The sequence below is a fragment of the Arcobacter sp. F155 genome (genome assembly GCF_004116455.1).
In the GTDB taxonomy this organism is placed as follows: domain Bacteria; phylum Campylobacterota; class Campylobacteria; order Campylobacterales; family Arcobacteraceae; genus Halarcobacter.
On sequence record NZ_PDJU01000005.1, the window covers coordinates 152,704 to 169,378 of the forward strand.

Annotated in this window: 18 protein-coding genes; 9 read left to right on the top strand and 9 right to left on the bottom strand. The window is 27.7% G+C overall.

Annotated features, from left to right (window positions below; all coding sequences use genetic code 11):
* From CRV03_RS07315 to CRV03_RS07330, 4 genes are read left to right on the top strand one after another with little or no spacing between them, the layout of a single operon-like run.
* Positions 1–204: a helix-turn-helix domain-containing protein gene (locus CRV03_RS07315; protein WP_129084495.1), complete on the top strand. Its 204-nt coding sequence runs from the start codon at positions 1–3 to the stop codon at positions 202–204.
* Positions 205–219: 15 nt separating this feature from the next.
* Entirely contained in the window at positions 220–525 is a 306-nt protein-coding gene (locus CRV03_RS07320) for a DUF2958 domain-containing protein (protein ID WP_129084496.1), read from the top strand.
* The gene (locus tag CRV03_RS07325; RefSeq protein ID WP_129084497.1) at positions 522–767 is read left to right on the top strand and encodes a hypothetical protein; all 246 of its coding nucleotides are present in this window, start codon (positions 522–524) and stop codon (positions 765–767) included. Before CRV03_RS07320 ends, CRV03_RS07325 begins: the two co-directional genes overlap by 4 nt.
* A gap of 11 nt (positions 768–778) precedes the next feature.
* Positions 779–991, top strand: a complete 213-nt coding sequence (locus CRV03_RS07330; RefSeq protein WP_129084498.1) for a hypothetical protein — start codon at positions 779–781, stop codon at positions 989–991.
* A 78-nt stretch (positions 992–1,069) separates the two neighbouring features.
* On the opposite strand, the gene CRV03_RS07335 is transcribed toward CRV03_RS07330, so the two are convergent.
* From CRV03_RS07335 to CRV03_RS07350, 4 genes are read right to left on the bottom strand one after another with little or no spacing between them, the layout of a single operon-like run.
* Positions 1,070–2,023 (bottom strand): HNH endonuclease, encoded by a 954-nt coding sequence (locus tag CRV03_RS07335; protein ID WP_129084499.1) that lies wholly within the window; start codon positions 2,021–2,023, stop codon positions 1,070–1,072.
* Positions 1,996–2,604: a bifunctional 2-polyprenyl-6-hydroxyphenol methylase/3-demethylubiquinol 3-O-methyltransferase UbiG gene (locus CRV03_RS07340; protein WP_129084500.1), complete on the bottom strand. Its 609-nt coding sequence runs from the start codon at positions 2,602–2,604 to the stop codon at positions 1,996–1,998. The genes CRV03_RS07335 and CRV03_RS07340 overlap by 28 nt, the downstream gene beginning before the upstream one ends.
* Positions 2,605–2,654: 50 nt before the next feature.
* Positions 2,655–3,335, bottom strand: coding sequence for a DNA/RNA non-specific endonuclease (locus tag CRV03_RS07345; protein WP_129084501.1), 681 nt, complete (start codon positions 3,333–3,335; stop codon positions 2,655–2,657).
* A 34-nt stretch (positions 3,336–3,369) separates the two neighbouring features.
* A complete protein-coding gene (locus CRV03_RS07350; protein ID WP_129084502.1) occupies positions 3,370–3,780 on the bottom strand; it encodes a winged helix-turn-helix domain-containing protein in 411 nt (136 codons plus the stop codon).
* A gap of 352 nt (positions 3,781–4,132) precedes the next feature.
* Between CRV03_RS07350 and CRV03_RS07355 the strand changes: the two genes are divergently transcribed.
* The 4 genes from CRV03_RS07355 to CRV03_RS07370 all read left to right on the top strand — a co-directional run bounded on the left by CRV03_RS07355 (position 4,133) and on the right by CRV03_RS07370 (position 12,224).
* Positions 4,133–4,711 carry an inovirus-type Gp2 protein gene (locus tag CRV03_RS07355; RefSeq protein ID WP_129084503.1) on the top strand — a complete coding sequence of 193 codons (579 nt, stop codon included), beginning with the start codon at positions 4,133–4,135 and terminating at the stop codon, positions 4,709–4,711.
* An 88-nt stretch (positions 4,712–4,799) separates the two neighbouring features.
* Positions 4,800–7,673 (top strand): ATP-dependent DNA helicase, encoded by a 2,874-nt coding sequence (locus CRV03_RS07360; RefSeq protein ID WP_129084504.1) that lies wholly within the window; start codon positions 4,800–4,802, stop codon positions 7,671–7,673.
* 20 nt (positions 7,674–7,693) lie between these two features.
* Positions 7,694–9,604: a site-specific DNA-methyltransferase gene (locus CRV03_RS07365; RefSeq protein WP_129084505.1), complete on the top strand. Its 1,911-nt coding sequence runs from the start codon at positions 7,694–7,696 to the stop codon at positions 9,602–9,604.
* Positions 9,597–12,224 carry a DEAD/DEAH box helicase gene (locus tag CRV03_RS07370; RefSeq protein WP_129084506.1) on the top strand — a complete coding sequence of 876 codons (2,628 nt, stop codon included), beginning with the start codon at positions 9,597–9,599 and terminating at the stop codon, positions 12,222–12,224. Before CRV03_RS07365 ends, CRV03_RS07370 begins: the two co-directional genes overlap by 8 nt.
* A 120-nt stretch (positions 12,225–12,344) precedes the next feature.
* Here CRV03_RS07370 and CRV03_RS07375 read toward each other — a convergent pair whose 3' ends face one another.
* Positions 12,345–12,584, bottom strand: a complete 240-nt coding sequence (locus CRV03_RS07375; protein WP_129084507.1) for an XRE family transcriptional regulator — start codon at positions 12,582–12,584, stop codon at positions 12,345–12,347.
* Positions 12,585–12,692: 108 nt separating this feature from the next.
* On the opposite strand from CRV03_RS07375, the gene CRV03_RS07380 reads away from it, so the two are divergent.
* Positions 12,693–13,394 (top strand): hypothetical protein, encoded by a 702-nt coding sequence (locus tag CRV03_RS07380; protein ID WP_129084508.1) that lies wholly within the window; start codon positions 12,693–12,695, stop codon positions 13,392–13,394.
* 196 nt (positions 13,395–13,590) lie between these two features.
* Here CRV03_RS07380 and CRV03_RS07385 read toward each other — a convergent pair whose 3' ends face one another.
* From CRV03_RS07385 to CRV03_RS07400, 4 genes are read right to left on the bottom strand one after another with little or no spacing between them, the layout of a single operon-like run.
* Positions 13,591–14,328: a nickel/cobalt transporter gene (locus CRV03_RS07385; protein ID WP_129084509.1), complete on the bottom strand. Its 738-nt coding sequence runs from the start codon at positions 14,326–14,328 to the stop codon at positions 13,591–13,593.
* Positions 14,329–14,850 carry a DUF1007 family protein gene (locus CRV03_RS07390; RefSeq protein WP_129084510.1) on the bottom strand — a complete coding sequence of 174 codons (522 nt, stop codon included), beginning with the start codon at positions 14,848–14,850 and terminating at the stop codon, positions 14,329–14,331. It abuts the gene before it with no gap.
* Positions 14,851–14,906: 56 nt separating this feature from the next.
* On the bottom strand, positions 14,907–15,659 hold the full coding sequence (locus CRV03_RS07395) for a class I SAM-dependent methyltransferase (protein WP_129084511.1): 753 nt from the start codon (positions 15,657–15,659) through the stop codon (positions 14,907–14,909).
* A 10-nt stretch (positions 15,660–15,669) separates the two neighbouring features.
* Positions 15,670–16,554 (bottom strand): DMT family transporter, encoded by an 885-nt coding sequence (locus tag CRV03_RS07400; RefSeq protein ID WP_129084512.1) that lies wholly within the window; start codon positions 16,552–16,554, stop codon positions 15,670–15,672.
* Positions 16,555–16,675: the final 121 nt, after the last annotated feature.

Here is a 16,675-nt window from a genome sequence, read left to right on the forward strand (position 1 = left end):
ATGTCAAAAATAGAGTTGATAGAAATGCTTAGAACAAATTATAAAAGATCGTTGTTAAGTAAAAAAGAAACAGCAAAGGAGCTTAATATTAGCCAAGCTACTATTGATAGGTTAAGACAATCAGGACAAATAAAATCAAAACGTGTTGGTGGTGGAATATATTTTACCCTTGATGAAATTGCAAGATTTATTTGTAAATCGTAATATAGGAGGTAGAATATGAAGCTATTAACAAAAGAACTGTTAAATTCTATACCTAATCTTTATGAAACAGAAAGATCATTAAATCCTATATGTCATATTAAATTATTTACTCCAGATGCTCAATGGACTTGGTTTATTATTGAAATTTGTAAAGAGAGTAATAATATTTGCTATGGATATGTTAAAGGCTTTGATAATGAATTAGGATATTTTTCATTGAAAGAACTTGAATCTATAAAAGGTCCACTTGGATTAAGTATTGAAAGAGATTTATCTTTCCACCCAACACCACTATCAATTATAAAGGAGAATAAACAATGATGAAATATATTGAAAAAGATCTTACTCTTTTAGCAAATGTTTTGAAAACTAATAAGTCATTAGATTTAAAACATAAAGGTCAATTTTACCAAATCTTTGAAAGTGACGATTTAGGATATATTATAAATATCTATACCTCAAATGAAAGAGATGAAAATGGTGATTTATTAGATTCTAATATGATTGATGGAGGCATTTGTACTGGAAGTGCAAAAGATGCTATTAAATTCATGATTTCATAAAGGTAGGTATTATGATAGACAATAAAACATTGAGATGGCTTCTTGAAGTTTGGGAAAATTTTGGATATGAGTCTTTTAAGTTAGAAATCAAAGAACTTGGGTTGCTAAAAAAAGGTTTTACAATTACAGAAATTAGAAAAACAATACTAGAAGATAGTGAACTAATGCATGATTATATTCAAGAGACTGCTTTTATAATTAGAAGGCTTCCTCATAAGGGATAATAAGTATTATAAATAGTGAGTGGTAGGGTTTTGAATAAAACTCTACCCTCTCTTTAAATTTGCTTTTTTAATGATATTTTAAAAAGCACCCATTAAAAATCCAGCTTTTTTACAACTATGATAATACTCAGAAATATCTTTATTAGTTTGGACTAGATTTAATTTTTCATTTCTGGTTTGAATTTTTACTAGACTATTTTCAGAGGCTAAATAATCACTCTTTTTTAGATTACATTTAGAACATGATAAAACTAAGTTCCATAGTTCATCATCGAATACATAACTCCATGGAATAAAATGATCTACATGTATATCATCATTATCTAAATTACAATTACAATAAAAACACTTTTTATTATCAATTTCTAAAAGTATTTTTTTAAATCTCGTTAAAGAGTTTCTTTTTGTTTCTCCTAAGTTTTCAATTTTTGATATTAGTTTTGGTGTAAAGTTTGTTTTTTCTAAAAACTTCGCCCACTCTAAAATAAGTGCTTTATGTAGTAACTCATAATTCTTTTTTAGAAAAGAAATTGCCTCTCCTTGTAAAAGTATAAACTTGTCATCATTTGATGGAACTTTATATTTCTTATTTACTTTCTCATGGTTATGAAAATAAAAATTATTATACTCCTCAGGTTGAAATCTTGGGATAACATCATTTAAACATTTTTTTTCTATTAGTTTTGTTAAATCTTCTTTAAACTTATTCTTTTTGAAATATTTATCATAGCTATCAGGAATATATTCAGCTCCACAAAAATTTTGGATTATAGTAATTACAATAGGCTGAGAGTTTTGCTTAAAATCTTGTTTGATTTTATATTTACATTCTTGAAACCAATAATATTTTAAAAATGCTTCAGAAATCTCACCATAATAAATTTTAGTATCTTTAATATCTCGTAGGCTTAAGGAATAATCTAATAAAAATTTTCCAAGTGCAAATTTATAAGTATTATCTTTTTTCCCTTTTGAAATTATATAAATAAAAAGCTCTTCAAAAGTCATTTTTCTAACACCAGTGTAAGCCACTCAATACCACTTCTATCGAGTCCATCTTTATTTCTTTTTGTTTTAACAATTGAAAATCCTACTTCTTCACAAATCTTAATCCACTCTTCAAAACTCAATGATAAGAAAAACCTTCCTTTATTATCAAAACCATCTTTATCAATATCATCTCTAAAAAGTGAAACTGACATTAGAAACTTTCCATTTTGATTTAGTAAGTTATAGACTTTTGAAAGAGTTTTTCTCAAGGCATCTTTTGACAAGTGCATTAGTGTAGATATTGAATAAATACCATCAAACTTATTATCAAACTCTAAATCATTTGGTAAAATTTTATGAAAAAGTCTTTCTTTTAATTCAGGATGTATTTTCTTTGCTTCTTCAATCATATTTTTAGAACCATCAATTGCAATGACATTATAATTGCTTTTAATCATAAACAAAGTATCACGACCTGAACCACAACCTATCTCAAGAAGTTTTGAATTTATATCAAAAGTTTTAAGTAAAAGATTTTGAACATTATTTACATCAGCTGATTCATAACGTTCTACTAAAGTACTAGCATTTTCTTCATAATAATTTATAGTATTTATTTTCATTGTAAAATAGTAACCAAGTTTGATTTAAAAGCACTTAGTGAGATATTTTATTAATATAAACTCTTACATTCAACTTCATGATTTCTTAGCTTATCTCCTTTAGACTTTAGTCCTATAGTATTCTCATAGTAGAAACACCTCTCATACTTTTTCTCTTTGTTAAATAGCATCTTCCAGAAGCCACTAGGAACAGCTATATTGTTTCTTCCTATTGTTTTTGGTCTATCAGGGTAAACAACTCCATTAAGGACACTTACAGTTCCTAATTTAGATGCTACTACTCTTTCTAGTTTCTCAGCTTTAATCCATGTATATCTATTGATATTTCTATACTGAGGAATTACATTTGCCATGCTGTATGTACTCTTAAGAGATTTATCACTCCAATCAAAGGAAGCATCATTAGCTAAGTGACCTCTATCCATCTTATATTGGTTTCTAGTATAATCACTGTGAGTAGAACGATACTTCCTTGGTAGCTCTAGCTCATCATAGAATCTAGGTCTATCTTTGATATTGCCTTTATTCACTTTTGCACCATCTAGTACATAGTAAACATAGTTTGCACCTTTTGCTTTGTAGTTATAGCAGATTTGATAGTATTCTTTGTCTATAATTTGATTACATTGCTTGTTATTAAAGAACTTCTTAATAAATAGCTTCTCTTGTATCGATGTTTGAGCAAACGATACAGAAGCAAAAAATAGTAACAATACTGATAGTTTTTTCATTAAGGATATAGCCTTTTAAATATTTTATAGTGATTTAATTTGGATATATAGAATATCCAATATTTGATGTATTGTTAATAATATCATAATGAGTTTTATCTCTAATTCTTTTTATGAAGTTTCTAACTGTAAAAACAGAGAATTCTTTTCTTCTATCCCAGCATTTGTCATAAAGCTCTTCTGCAGATACTTTTTTATTTTCATCTTGAACTAAAATTAGATATTTAAGTATGCTATTTTCAATCTTTGATAATAGTACTACTTCATGCTTTTTATCAAAAAGCCTATTAGATTCTAAATCATAATAAAACCCTTTTCCTAAATCATATTTTCCTTCTATATCTTTTAAGACTAAAGAAGTTAAATACTCATCAAGAGTTTGTTTATTGCTTTTTAGTTTTTTGTCCAATTTTGTTTGTTGTTCTTTTGATAGGTTTAGATTCATAATTCTCTCTATAATAAAATTAGTTATATTGTAGAGTATGTCAATTTAGATAAAGCTTATTAAAGTTGATTTCCCATTTAACGACATGACTTTAACTTTGTACATTTGGATATATAGGCAAACTCTTATATTTTTAAATTTTGTATACTAAGTTACCTAGGTATTTCAAAGCACTAAATTTAGGTTATTAATATTATATATAATCTATTAATAACTAATAATTATTACTACTTCTCTAAACTTATATATCACAGTACTACTTGCTTAAGCCTATGAAATAAAGGCTTAGCAATAATAATATTTGTATACAAAGTTTATCTATTATATGAAGAATATAATAAAAGGATAAATCATGAAAACAAGAAGAATCATACAAAGAAAGAATAGCAATCAAGTTTATGTAGATGCACTTCAGGAAAAATATTCGAAAATTCTCGTAGTCAGGCTTGACCTTAGTTACAAGAAGCCATATAGCAATGACATCACACTAGTAGAAGCAACAAAAGATTTAAAAAAATTATTAAATAATCGAAGAAATAATAAAACAATATTTGAGCATAACATTGGATATATCGTAAAGAAGGAGTTTGGTTTTGATTTAAGAATACACTTCCATGTCTTCTTTTTCTTCAATGGACAGGAGGTTCAAAAAGGATCTTTTCGAGCAGATCAAATAGGTAAGTACTGGAATGAGAAAATAACAGAAGATAAAGGTACATACTATAATTGTAACCGTAATAAATACCCAGAACATGGTATAGGCATGCTTATCCATACTGATAAGCAAAAAAGAGAATATCTAGATAATGCAATCTCTTACTTATGCAAAGAAGAGCAACATATAAAAGAAACGAGAAAAGAAAGGTTAATCGTAAGAAGCACAATACCTAGAAGTAAATCAAAGTATGGAAGATCTAGGAATAATTCCTAAAAGATATAGTGTTTTTTAACAAATTTAAAGCAATTTAACAATGCAACTTCGATAAAATAACTACTAAAAATAACTATAGGTGTATGTAATGCTTTCAAAACAACAACAAGTAGCAGTAAATACTTTAGATAAGCCATTACTTATTATAGCTGGTCCAGGTTCAGGTAAGACTTTTACTTTAACCGAAAGAATATCAAACCTTGTAGTAAATCAACATGTAGAACCTAGTCAAATTATGATTTCTACGTTTACTGAAAAAGCTGCAAAAGAGCTATTAACCAGAATCTCTAACAAGATAACTCAATCAGGACTAAAAGTAAATATCAATGAGTTTTATCTAGGAACACTTCATAGTATTTTTTTAGAGCTAATTGATGAACACTTAGAGTACAGCCTTTTTAACAAAAACTACTCAGTACTTGATGACTTTGATCAAAAGTTTTTCATATATAGAAAAGTAAACTCTTTCTTTTATAAAATTGAAGGTTTAAAAGATTATATCAAAGCCCAATCTAAATGGGATAAAGCCCAATATCTCCTTAGTGTATTTAATAAATTTACAGAAGAAAACCTTGATATAGAACTTTTGAAAAGTTCACATGATAAAGAGTTAAACTACTTAGCCTCTGCATATCAATTATATATGACTTTTATGCAAGAAGAAAACTGTATTGATTTTGCATTAATACAAAAAGAGTTCTACAGAATTATTTGTGAGTATCCAGAGGTGCTAGAGAAGATACAAAACCAGATTAAATACTTTATGATTGATGAGTATCAAGATACTAACACCTTACAAGAGTTAATACTACTTAAACTTGCTTCAAAACATCAAAAAATTTGTGTAGTAGGTGATGATGACCAGTCTTTATATCGTTTCAGAGGTGCAACGGTTAGAAACATTTTAGAGTTTCAAAACAATTTTACAGATTGTGAGGTTGTAAAGCTTGAAACAAATTACCGTTCTCATAACGATATTATAAAGTACTATAATGAGTTTATAAATGAAGTTGAATGGAGTGATGATAATAACAACTACAGACATTTTAAAGTAATTGAACCACCAAAAGAAGCTACTTTTGAAGATCAACCTGTAATACTAAAGGTGAGTGAAGAAGATGAGGAACTTTGGCAACAAGAGGTTATCTCATTCATTCAACATTGTCAAAATAGAAAAATTGTTGAAGACTTGAATCAGATTACGTTTTTAGCTAATTCTGTTAAGAACACAAGAATTAAAAACCTTATCGAAACTCTTGAAGCCAATGATATTCCAGTATATTCACCAAGATCTGATTTTTACTTTAAAAGAGATGAGATTAAACTGCTTATAGGATTTCTTTTATTCATTTTCAAAAGATATCTTGATGACTACAAAACATCTGAATTTAAAATATCTACAGTTGATGACTACTTTATTCCTTGTATTACATTAGCTACTAACTACATAAAAGCAAATATTAATACGAATAAAGACTTGTTAGAGTTCTTAAGAACAAAAGCAAAGATCTATACAAATTTAGATGTTGGAAAGTCAACCGATGATAATATAACTTCAATAATTTATGAGTTGATTCAGTTTGAACCATTTGCAAGTGCTTTAGATACAAACGAATTAGCCACTAGAAATATCTCTATGTTTATTAACTTATGTGTGAAGTTTGAAAGTTATTACAATGTATCAGTTCTTACAGAAAAGAAACTAGATATGATCTTAAGAAGCTTTTTCTCTATCTTTCTTAACTTTTTATACAAAGGTGGGATCAGTGAGTATGAGGATAATGAAGTATTAGCACCATCAGGAGCAATTTCATTTATGACTATACACCAGTCAAAAGGTATGGAGTTTCCTATAACTATTGTAACAGGGCTTCATCATAGACCAAGAAGCCAATACTCAAAGCTTGATGAATTAATTGCACCATATCTTACAAAAGAAGAGTTTGAACCAGTTGAGAGAATGGCAGAGTTTGATTTTATGCGTCTTTTTTATACGGCTTACTCAAGGGCTCAAAACATCTTAGTTCTTTCAGATATGAAAAGACCAAAAGGATCAAATAAAATTCCATCAAAACAGCTTGAATCATCTTTTAAAAAAGCACTTGACTGGAAAGATGAAAGTTTTCAAAATGCTACCTATGAGTTAGAGAGTGTTAAAAAAGCAGATATAAATCATGAGTACACCTTCACTTCTCATATCTCTATCTATGAAACTTGTCCATTGCAGTATAAGTTCTATAGAGAGTTAGAGTTTACACCTGCAAGGTCAGGAACTATTGTATTTGGTACATTAGTGCATCAAACTATTGAGGATATTCATAAGGACTCTATGAAGTCAGGATTTAAAACTATTCCAGACCACACAATTGAACAATGGTTTAATACCAACTACAATCTTCTTGTACTGAAAGAAAATGCTTATTTAGACCAAAGAGTTTTAAAAGCAGCATTGAATCAAGTTAAATCATACTATAAAAGAAATCAAGTAAGAATCTCTGAAATAGTAGCAGCGGAGGTTGATGTTTCAGTTCTGAGAAATGACTATATTTTAAAAGGCGTTATTGACCTTATTCAAGGTAAAGATGATACAGTAGAGATAGTGGACTTTAAAGCTACTAAAAAACCAAAAGATATGAACAACAAAAGGCTTCTTAGCTATAAACGACAGCTTGAAGTATATTCACATATAGTAGAGGAGAGGTACAATAAAAAAGTATCCAAGATGCACCTTTACTATACAGGTGAAACAGAGAATGAGCCAAAAATTACTTTTAACAAACAACAAAGCGATATGGATAAAACACTTAAAGAGTTTGATAAGATAGTAGAGAAAATTGAAGCTAAAGATTTTGATGTAGAACAAAGACCACTAGACCTTTGTAAAGACTGTGACTTTAGGTATTATTGTGCTAGAACAAAACCAGAAGATAAGTGCACAAAAGGTAAGCTTTTTAAATATTAAATATGGAGATTTTATAAAATATGAGTGAACAATTAGATTTAGGAATTGATAATACAGTAGATAATGTAGAGGAGTATCAGTTTAAGCCTATTAAGGGCTATCCTATGCTTAACTGGAAAGGTAAACGTCCTTTTAGAAGTACTAGATATTTTCCTGCACAACTTAAAGAGGTGCATGGCTCAGACGTAGATGGATGGCTTAATAAAATATTCTGGGGTGATAATATTCAAGTTATGTCACATTTATTAAAAAACTACAGAGGACAAGTTGATTTAATTTATATTGATCCACCATTTGATTCTAAAGCTGACTATAAAAAGAAAATTAAGTTAAAGAATAAACAAATAAAAACTGACACTTCATTTTTAGAGGAAAAACAATATACAGATATATGGTCTAATGATGAATATTTGCAATTTATGTATGAGAGATTGGTTTTAATTAGAGAACTTCTATCTGATAATGGATGTTTGTATTTACATTGTGATCCAACAAAAGGTCATTATTTAAAAATAATTTTAGATGAAGTTTTTGGACAAAATAATTTTAAAAATGAGATTATATGGAGAAATACTTCAAGTCATAGTAATTCTAATACATATGGAAATATTCATCAAAATATATTTTACTATAGTAAAAATTCAGAAAATTTGTTTTGGAATAATGAATATAAATTTCCTTATGAAAAAGATTATATTGAGCAGTATTATAGATATAAAGATGATGATGGACGTGTATTTAAGTCTGAGGATTTAACTGTTCCCTCTAGAAATGAAAATAATTTTTTTGAATTCTGTGGAAAGTTCCCTAGTGGGACAAGAGGTTGGGGGTATAAATTAAATGAATTAGAAGAAATGCTAAGTAATAATTTAATTTATATTACAAAAAATGGCTTCCCTAGGTTTAAGCGTTATCTAGATGAAAATGATGGAATAAAACCACAAAGTCTTTGGACGGGGAAAGAAGTATATACTGTTGGTAGTTGGTCAGAAGAATCTTCAATTGGCTATCCAACACAAAAACCCGAATCTCTATTATCAAGAATTATAAATATTTCTTCTAATCCAGGAGATTTAATTTTTGACTGTTTCATGGGTTCTGGTACAACTATGGCAGTTGCTCAAAAATTAGGTCGTAGGTTTATAGGTGCAGATATTAATCTTGGTTCTATTCAAACTACTACAAAAAGACTAAGAAATATCATTGATGAAAATCTAAACGATGAAGATGAACTAAAGTCTTGTGGCTTTGAACTGTATAATGTAAATAACTATGATATCTTTAAAAACCCTGTTCAAGCTAAAGAACTACTTATTGAAGCATTAGAAATTGACAAATTAAATGGAAGTTATTTTGATGGTATGAAAGATGGTAGAAAAGTTAAAATCATGCCAATAAATAGAATAGCAACAAAAAAAGATGTGTCTGATCTTATTACAAATCTTGATTACAAAGCTTATGAAAAAGAAGTTGAAACTAACCCTAATAAAAAAGTAGATGATATTTTACTTGTATGTATGGGGCATGACCTTGACATAAAACCACACTTCCAGAAAGAGTGTCCTTTTAATATTGATATTGAAGTGTATGATATCTTAAAAGAGGGTTCTGGGATAGTATTTAAAAGAGACTCAGAAGCTTCTATTGAAGTAAATGAAAGCACTTTAACAGTTAATAAATTCTACCCAAATACGCTACTTGAAAAACTAAGACAAGACGGTACAGAAGTAGAAGACTGGAGAGAAACAGTTGAATCTATTATGATTGATACTAACTATGATGGGTCAGTATTTGAGCCAAGTATCGTTGATATCCCAGAAAAAAAAGAGTTAGTAAGTGGTAGTTATGAATTACCAGAAGATGCAGGTACTATTGCTATTAAAATTACTGACTTATTATCAGAGAGCTACTTTGAGGTGTTAAATGGCTAAGAAGAAAAAAACTTCTAATAGTTTTGTACCTGATATTGAGCAGTATTCTTTATTTACAAATCTGCTTAATTATTACGAACAAAACAAAGGTAAAATAAAAAAGAAGTATAGAAGAATTAGTAAGGTTTTTTTAGATTATAATGAGGACAACTACTTAAGAGAACCTCAGTTTAAAGCATTAGAAATATATGTGTTTTTAAAAGAGTATTACCACAATAGAAAAGTGTTTGATATATTCAAAGAGCTATACGATCATGATATTATGAAAATAGCTGCTAAAAAAGATAGTGAATCACTTTTTGATGGAATATTTGATAATGAAAAAGAGGTTTTTGATAAATACTATAAAGAAGTAGAAAAAAATCTAAGTGAGTTAGAGAGAAACTATCCTGATTATGTATTTGCTCTTACTATGGGTACTGGTAAAACTATACTTATGGCTACTACAATGTTCTATGAGTTTATTCTAGCTAACAAATTCCCAAAAGATAAACTCTATGCTCACAATGCACTTGTATTTGCTCCAGATAAAACAGTCCTGCAATCACTTAGAGAGATAGTGGAGTTTGATAAGTCAAAAGTTATACCTACTGAATATCAAAACTTTATAAATACAGAAGTTAAGTATCATTTCTTAGAAGACACAGAAACTCAACTGAATACTCTTGATGGTAGCCAGTTTAATATTATTATTACCAACCAACAAAAAATTTCACTACAAGAGAAACATAAAGAGACAAAAGCTGTAGACAAACTCTTAAACAGTGATAGTTTATCAGCACTTGATGATATGAACGATCTGCTTGATCTAGAGAACTTTGAGCTAGTTGATAATAAAAAGCTTATCAAAAACCAAAGATTTGAAAAGATATTAAGACTTGATAATTTAGGTATCTATGTTGATGAAGCACACCACACATTTGGCAAAGGTCTTGATGATAGTTTGAAAAAACTTAAAGCTACTATTGATGCAATTTCAAATAAGACTACAGTGATTGGGTGCTATAACTTTACTGGAACTCCATATGTAAAAAATAAACTTATTCCTGAAGTAGTTTATGCTTATTCCCTATCTAATGCAATAGAAAGAAAGTTTTTGAAAAATCCTATTGTAAAAGGATATGATAAAGTTGAAGAAGAAGATTTTGTAAGAGAAGTAATAAATGATTTTTGGTCAAAGTATAGTGAGTGTAGATTTGAAGACATGCTTCCTAAGCTTGCTTTTTTTGCTCCTAATATTGAGACACTACAAAATGAGCTTAGACCAGCTGTTGAAAAGATATTAATAGAACTTGGTATTGATACTAATAAGATAATAGTAAATGTTGGTGATCAAAAGATAACTTCTAATGATGATTTAAGAGAGTTTAGAAACCTCGATAGACCTACAAGTGAAAAACAGTTCATCTTATTAGTTAATAAGGGGCAAGAGGGATGGAACTGTAGAAGTTTATTTGGAGTAGCACTGTTTAGAAAACCTAAATCAACTATATTTGTACTTCAATCTACTATGAGGTGTTTAAGAGCAGTAGAGCCTGTGCAGTTAAATGGTCATATATATTTATCAAATGAAAATCATCAGATACTTGAAAAAGAACTTCAATCTAATTTCAATATGAATCTTGATAACTTTGGGAAACAAGATGAAGAAGACAAAAAGCAGTTTAGTCTGAAAGTTAAAGAGCCTATAGAATCTCTTAAAATAAAAAGAGTAAAAAGAGAATATAGGATGAAAGAAAAAGATATTAAACCAGATAATAGTATAGATTTTGAGTTTAATAAAATAGATTTTTCAAAGTATTTAGGAACAGTTGTAACTAATTATGGTTTAAAAAATTTAGAGGATAAAAGTTCAAGAGAAAAAGTTTCTAAGTATCAAAAGAAATATTCTCCTATAATGCTTGTAGCTGAATGTTCTGCGTATATAAACAAAAGCTCAATCTTAATAGAAAAAATACTTTCTAATTCTAAAGAAGGGATAAAAAGACTAGTAGAACAATCATCTGAATATAATCATGTAGTTTATGATGTAATCATACCAAAATTAATGGATTATTTTTATGATGTTTATCCTCATGAAGAATCTTATGAAGAAGAGGTACCTCTTGTAAATATTGATAAATCAAATAATGGTTTTTTTACTTGTGTAACTTCAAGAGAAGATAAAGTTGTAAATGAATATATGTACCCACAATATAATCACAAATCATTTCATATTGACCACTATTGTTTTGATTCTGAGCCAGAAAAACAGTTTTTTATTAATTCTCTAAAAGATGATGAAAATGTGAGAAAAGTTTTTTTTACAGGACAACTAACACATGGCCAATCTGATTTTTATATTGGTTATATTGATCCAGAGTCACATAGCGTAAGAAAATACTATCCTGACTTTTTAATACAAAAGAATGATGAAAGCTGGGTTATGGTTGAAATAAAAGGTGAAGACAAACTAGATGATCCAGTAGTGCAAGCAAAAAAGAATTATGCAGAAAGAATGGCAGAGCATAGTCAATTTACTTATTTGTTTGTTCCAAGTAAGTTCGCTATTGATTTTAATGTTAAATCTATCTTAGATGAAACATGTTTTATCAAAAATAAATCACTATTAGAAAATTAATATTAAAGACTTATCTAGTCATTATGCTAGATAAGTTAAATAACTTTTCAGTTCACTGTTTAAATTAAGTTCTCTAATAGTCTGTTTTGTATAAGTATGATAATATCAAGAAAAAATTATTTACTTAGTTTTTTGAAACAATAAGCACATATCAATATTTAATATTTGAGAAATCTTAAGTATTTGTTCTAAATTAAAGTGTTTGCCTTTATAGCAAACTTCACCACTAGATACAACAGATACAGATTTATATCCCATTGCTAAAGACAAATCAAGTTGTGACATCTTTTTTTCTTTTCTATATTTAGCAACATTCTTTCCTATATATGTATATAATTCTTCAATTGTTGTTTCATGCATTTATACAACCTACTATTAGTGATTATTTTTTGTAAGTTTAACTTGTGTATAATATTTCAACAATCACTATACATACAATGTATTATAGTAGATTTTGAAGGAGTATACATGAACATAATGCAAATATATGGGCTAGCAAAACGAGCTTATAATATTAAGAAAGAAAATGATCAAAAAAAGTCTGAAAATAATTATGAAAATGAGTTTTTTTATATACTTTTTAAAAAGTTAGAAAATAAAAAAGTATATATAGACTCTAATATTTTTATGGCAGAGTCAAATGAAGCAATTGAAAGATTTTTTTATGACTTTAGAAAGTATGATGACATTCAAATTATAATGCCATCAGAGCAATATCAAGAAATATATAATAAAAAAAATAAAGAAGATTTAAAAGCAGCGAGAGATGCATTTAATCGTATTGAACAATTAGTAGATTTAAAAAAAATCAATATAATAAATTTAAAAGAGGATATGGTTACTAATGCATATGCAGATCCTATTTTTATAAAGATGATAATAGATGATTTAAAAGAGGGACATGAGGTTTGTTTTTTTACAGAAGATAAGGATTTAAAAATTAGGCTAAAAGTAAAAATTAAAGAAGAGTCCCTTAATGAAGATAACCTTTTAATACATAGTTTCAAAACTTTATATAATAATAAATATAGTATTGTCGATGAAGAAAGAAAAAAAGAGATAGAAAGAAAAAAAGAAAGAGAAAGAATTGATAAAATGCTTGACATAATTGAAAATGGAACTTTCAAAAGTCGTATGGCTCAAAAAGTGGCTGATTTTATAACTAGATAGTATCTTATACAAATGAAAACATTTTGAGACTGTTCAGAGTTTTGTGTCAGCAACCGATAGTTCCTAGAACTCAAGCACAGTTAAACTTATTTAACCTAATTTGTACCAAAAAGTACAGGTTGTTGAACTTTCTAAAATTAGACTCATATTGTAATAATTTCTCTATCATTTTCTGTAACTAGGTCACTTGTAATAACTATAAGTTAATGTTAAAAAGAATAATACCAAGTAAAAGAATTAAAACACCACCAAAGAGTTCTAAGATAAAAGCCTTTGATTCGAGAAAGTTATTAGCTTTTTTATTTAATAAAATTGATAATATACCTACTAAAGAAATAGTAAGTCCCATTCCTATACTCATACAAATTGCTGCTAAGATTCCAAGGGCAAACTTCTTTAATATGATACAAAATAGAACTATTGTCATAACTCCTGGACAAGGTACTATTCCTATACTAAAAGCAAGTGCATATTTACTTTTATTTTTATCAACTTTTTTTTCTTTTTGTTTTCTAGTGAGATATGAAGACACTATTATATAAACCCCAACAAGGACAATCATAGTTGCACTTATTTGCATTGTAATCTTTGAATAATAATTAAAATTTTGCCTAAACATTTTTTCTAAAATAAAATATATCCCAAAGGTCAAAGTAAGTGCTGATAAGGTATGAACAATTGAAATTAAATAACCTAAAGTAAAAGCTTCTTTGTAACTATTTTTATTTGTGGCAAAATAAAATGCAACTAAAGCTTTCCCGTGACCAGGTCCAGCTGCATGGATTAAGCCATATAAAAATGCAATACCCAAAACAAGGAATGAAGCACTTAAAAGATTTTCATCATTTATATTTTTAATTGTTGAAGATATAAAACTGTTTATTTTAAACTGATATTGTATTAATTGATTGATAAATTGATTATAGATTTCCATTTATTTTACTCCGAAGACCTTTTTTTTGATTTTTTTGATTTGGTTTTTTTTTGTACCGTTTATTCTTATATACTCTTTCTCAAGAACTAAGCCCATAAATAAATCTTTATCAAAGAATGAAATTTTTAAATCCTCTAAAGGGTACGCTTTATTAATATCAAAAGAGTAAATCATTCTCTGCTCTTTTATATAAGCTTTAAAATCTTTTGGGATTAAGTTGTTTTTGGTATGATTTAGTGACTTTATTTCCGTATAAAAGTTATACTCTTCTAGAGAAATAAAATAGTTTTTATAAATAAACTCATTTTCTTTTTTATCTATTTTCCCATCACCATTGCTATCTAATTCCATTATTAGCATAGAAGAAGTCATTTCGTCTAAAACCCACTTGATATTTAAATTTGAAACCTTATTCCCTTTTATATTTAAAGTTGGAAAAACTTCAATAAATGAGTGTGGGTGAGAGAATGACTTTGTTAAAAAAGATATTAGAAATATGATTATTAGATTTATTTTTTTCATCTCAAAATATTAAACTAAGAATAAATGTAACTACGTTACATTTATTCAGTTTATAGTTAATTGCTACTCTTCCAAAGTAGAAGTTCAAGATTGATATTTAAAACATAGTTCACTTTTGAGCCAATTGTGATTGGTTTTAATAAATTTACAATATCCTCATCACTTGGGCTTATTTCTTTTTTCGATATTTTTATACTCTCTTTTATTTTTAGAATAGCATCATCTAATTCAAGTAGTTCGCTATGGGTATTTTGTAAAGGGAATTTCTTATATTTTATATTTTTAGATTTAAGCCATCTCTTTTTATTCTCTAAGTCTTTAAAAACAAATTTCTCAATACCGTATTGATGAAATAGTAACTCTTCAAAATTTGAGCCTTTTTCTTCAACAAAGTCTAAAAAACAAACGCTACCATTTGAATATTCTAAAATCTTTTCAAAATCCACATCTTCACTAAAAGCTGCGGATAATGTAGCAAAAACTAAATCGAACTTTTCACCACTTTTAAAATCCCTCCATCCTGAACTATCTGCTTTTATTTTTTCTTTTACGTTATAATTCCAAGAATCTTCTTGTAAAATATCAAGCATTGCAGGTGAAATATCTAAAGCTAAAACACTTTTAACCTCTTTTGCTAATGGAATAGTATAAACACCTGTTCCGCAGCCAATATCTAATACACTTGTATTTTTGTTAATGACATTTTCATTTTTTAAAATCTCTATGATTTTTTGTTGAAATTGATCATTTTCTTTATTATATCTAGGAAAATCTGCTGCTGCTTTATCCCAAAATTCTTTTTTACTCATTTTCGTTCCTTTATTTTGATTCTTCAATTTTTTTATTTTTAGAAATTTTAATAATGTATAAACTATTTATAATTAGTGTTGCTAATATTATTAGACCACCCCAAATTGTATTCATAACAGGTATTTCATTTAAGAAAATAAATGCCCAAATTGGTGCAAGAATAGTCTCTAAAATTGTAAGAAGTGATATTTCGCTTGCAGGTAAAGTTTTTGTTCCAATAAGTACAAAGATTCTAGAAAATGGACTAACTAAAAGACCTGCTACTAAAAGTATATATAATGAAGTAGTATCAACTTCATAACTTTCAATAAAGAATAAAGACATCACAGTAATACAAACACCAGCAAAAGCAAGAACTGCAAATCTATTAACACCTGTGTGTTTAGACATTACTACAAAATTCAATGAAAAACTCATTGCACAAAGTAAAGCTAAGATATCCCCAAACAAATTTCCACCTGATAGTTGTTGAGAGAAGATGATTAGTAAACCTACAAAGATAAATATAGTGGCAATAAAAATATTTTTTTGTGGTTTTTCTTTATAAAAAAGATATGCAAAAAGTGTTGCAAAAAGTGGCGATGAACTGATAATTATAACTGCATTTGCAATAGTAGTATGCTTTACAGAATTAATAAAAAACATATTTGCAAAGCCCATTAAAAGTCCTGATATAAGAATAATCTTTAAATTGTCTTTATAAAGATTGAGTGTATTGTTAAATCCATCTTTTAATAAAACAGCATTTAATGATATAAACATCAATATACCAATATAAAAAGAGTATGTCACTCCGGAAATATTTGTCAATTTGATTAGTAGTGTTTCAACACTCATCAAGACGACACCAAGCATTGTAATTAATAGTGCAAATATATAACTATTATTTTTCATTTTAGACTCCTGTAATTTAATTTTTTAGTAAAACTATAATGGAAATTTAACATAAATAGATAAATATAAACTTAAATAGCTATTTACATAGCTAAATGCTATTATAGTTTATATAGCTATT

What these genes read in the sequence shown, in the direction of transcription:
- CRV03_RS07315 (WP_129084495.1), top strand. Translation starts at nt 1, where the DNA reads ATGTCAAAAATAGAGTTGATAGAAATGCTTAGAACAAATTATAAAAGA.
- CRV03_RS07320 (WP_129084496.1), top strand. Translation starts at nt 220, where the DNA reads ATGAAGCTATTAACAAAAGAACTGTTAAATTCTATACCTAATCTTTAT.
- CRV03_RS07325 (WP_129084497.1), top strand. Translation starts at nt 522, where the DNA reads ATGATGAAATATATTGAAAAAGATCTTACTCTTTTAGCAAATGTTTTG.
- CRV03_RS07330 (WP_129084498.1), top strand. Translation starts at nt 779, where the DNA reads ATGATAGACAATAAAACATTGAGATGGCTTCTTGAAGTTTGGGAAAAT.
- CRV03_RS07340 (WP_129084500.1), bottom strand. Translation starts at nt 2,604, where the DNA reads ATGAAAATAAATACTATAAATTATTATGAAGAAAATGCTAGTACTTTA.
- CRV03_RS07345 (WP_129084501.1), bottom strand. Translation starts at nt 3,335, where the DNA reads ATGAAAAAACTATCAGTATTGTTACTATTTTTTGCTTCTGTATCGTTT.
- CRV03_RS07350 (WP_129084502.1), bottom strand. Translation starts at nt 3,780, where the DNA reads ATGAATCTAAACCTATCAAAAGAACAACAAACAAAATTGGACAAAAAA.
- CRV03_RS07355 (WP_129084503.1), top strand. Translation starts at nt 4,133, where the DNA reads ATGAAAACAAGAAGAATCATACAAAGAAAGAATAGCAATCAAGTTTAT.
- CRV03_RS07360 (WP_129084504.1), top strand. Translation starts at nt 4,800, where the DNA reads ATGCTTTCAAAACAACAACAAGTAGCAGTAAATACTTTAGATAAGCCA.
- CRV03_RS07365 (WP_129084505.1), top strand. Translation starts at nt 7,694, where the DNA reads ATGAGTGAACAATTAGATTTAGGAATTGATAATACAGTAGATAATGTA.
- CRV03_RS07370 (WP_129084506.1), top strand. Translation starts at nt 9,597, where the DNA reads ATGGCTAAGAAGAAAAAAACTTCTAATAGTTTTGTACCTGATATTGAG.
- CRV03_RS07375 (WP_129084507.1), bottom strand. Translation starts at nt 12,584, where the DNA reads ATGCATGAAACAACAATTGAAGAATTATATACATATATAGGAAAGAAT.
- CRV03_RS07380 (WP_129084508.1), top strand. Translation starts at nt 12,693, where the DNA reads ATGAACATAATGCAAATATATGGGCTAGCAAAACGAGCTTATAATATT.
- CRV03_RS07385 (WP_129084509.1), bottom strand. Translation starts at nt 14,328, where the DNA reads ATGGAAATCTATAATCAATTTATCAATCAATTAATACAATATCAGTTT.
- CRV03_RS07390 (WP_129084510.1), bottom strand. Translation starts at nt 14,850, where the DNA reads ATGAAAAAAATAAATCTAATAATCATATTTCTAATATCTTTTTTAACA.
- CRV03_RS07395 (WP_129084511.1), bottom strand. Translation starts at nt 15,659, where the DNA reads ATGAGTAAAAAAGAATTTTGGGATAAAGCAGCAGCAGATTTTCCTAGA.
- CRV03_RS07400 (WP_129084512.1), bottom strand. Translation starts at nt 16,554, where the DNA reads ATGAAAAATAATAGTTATATATTTGCACTATTAATTACAATGCTTGGT.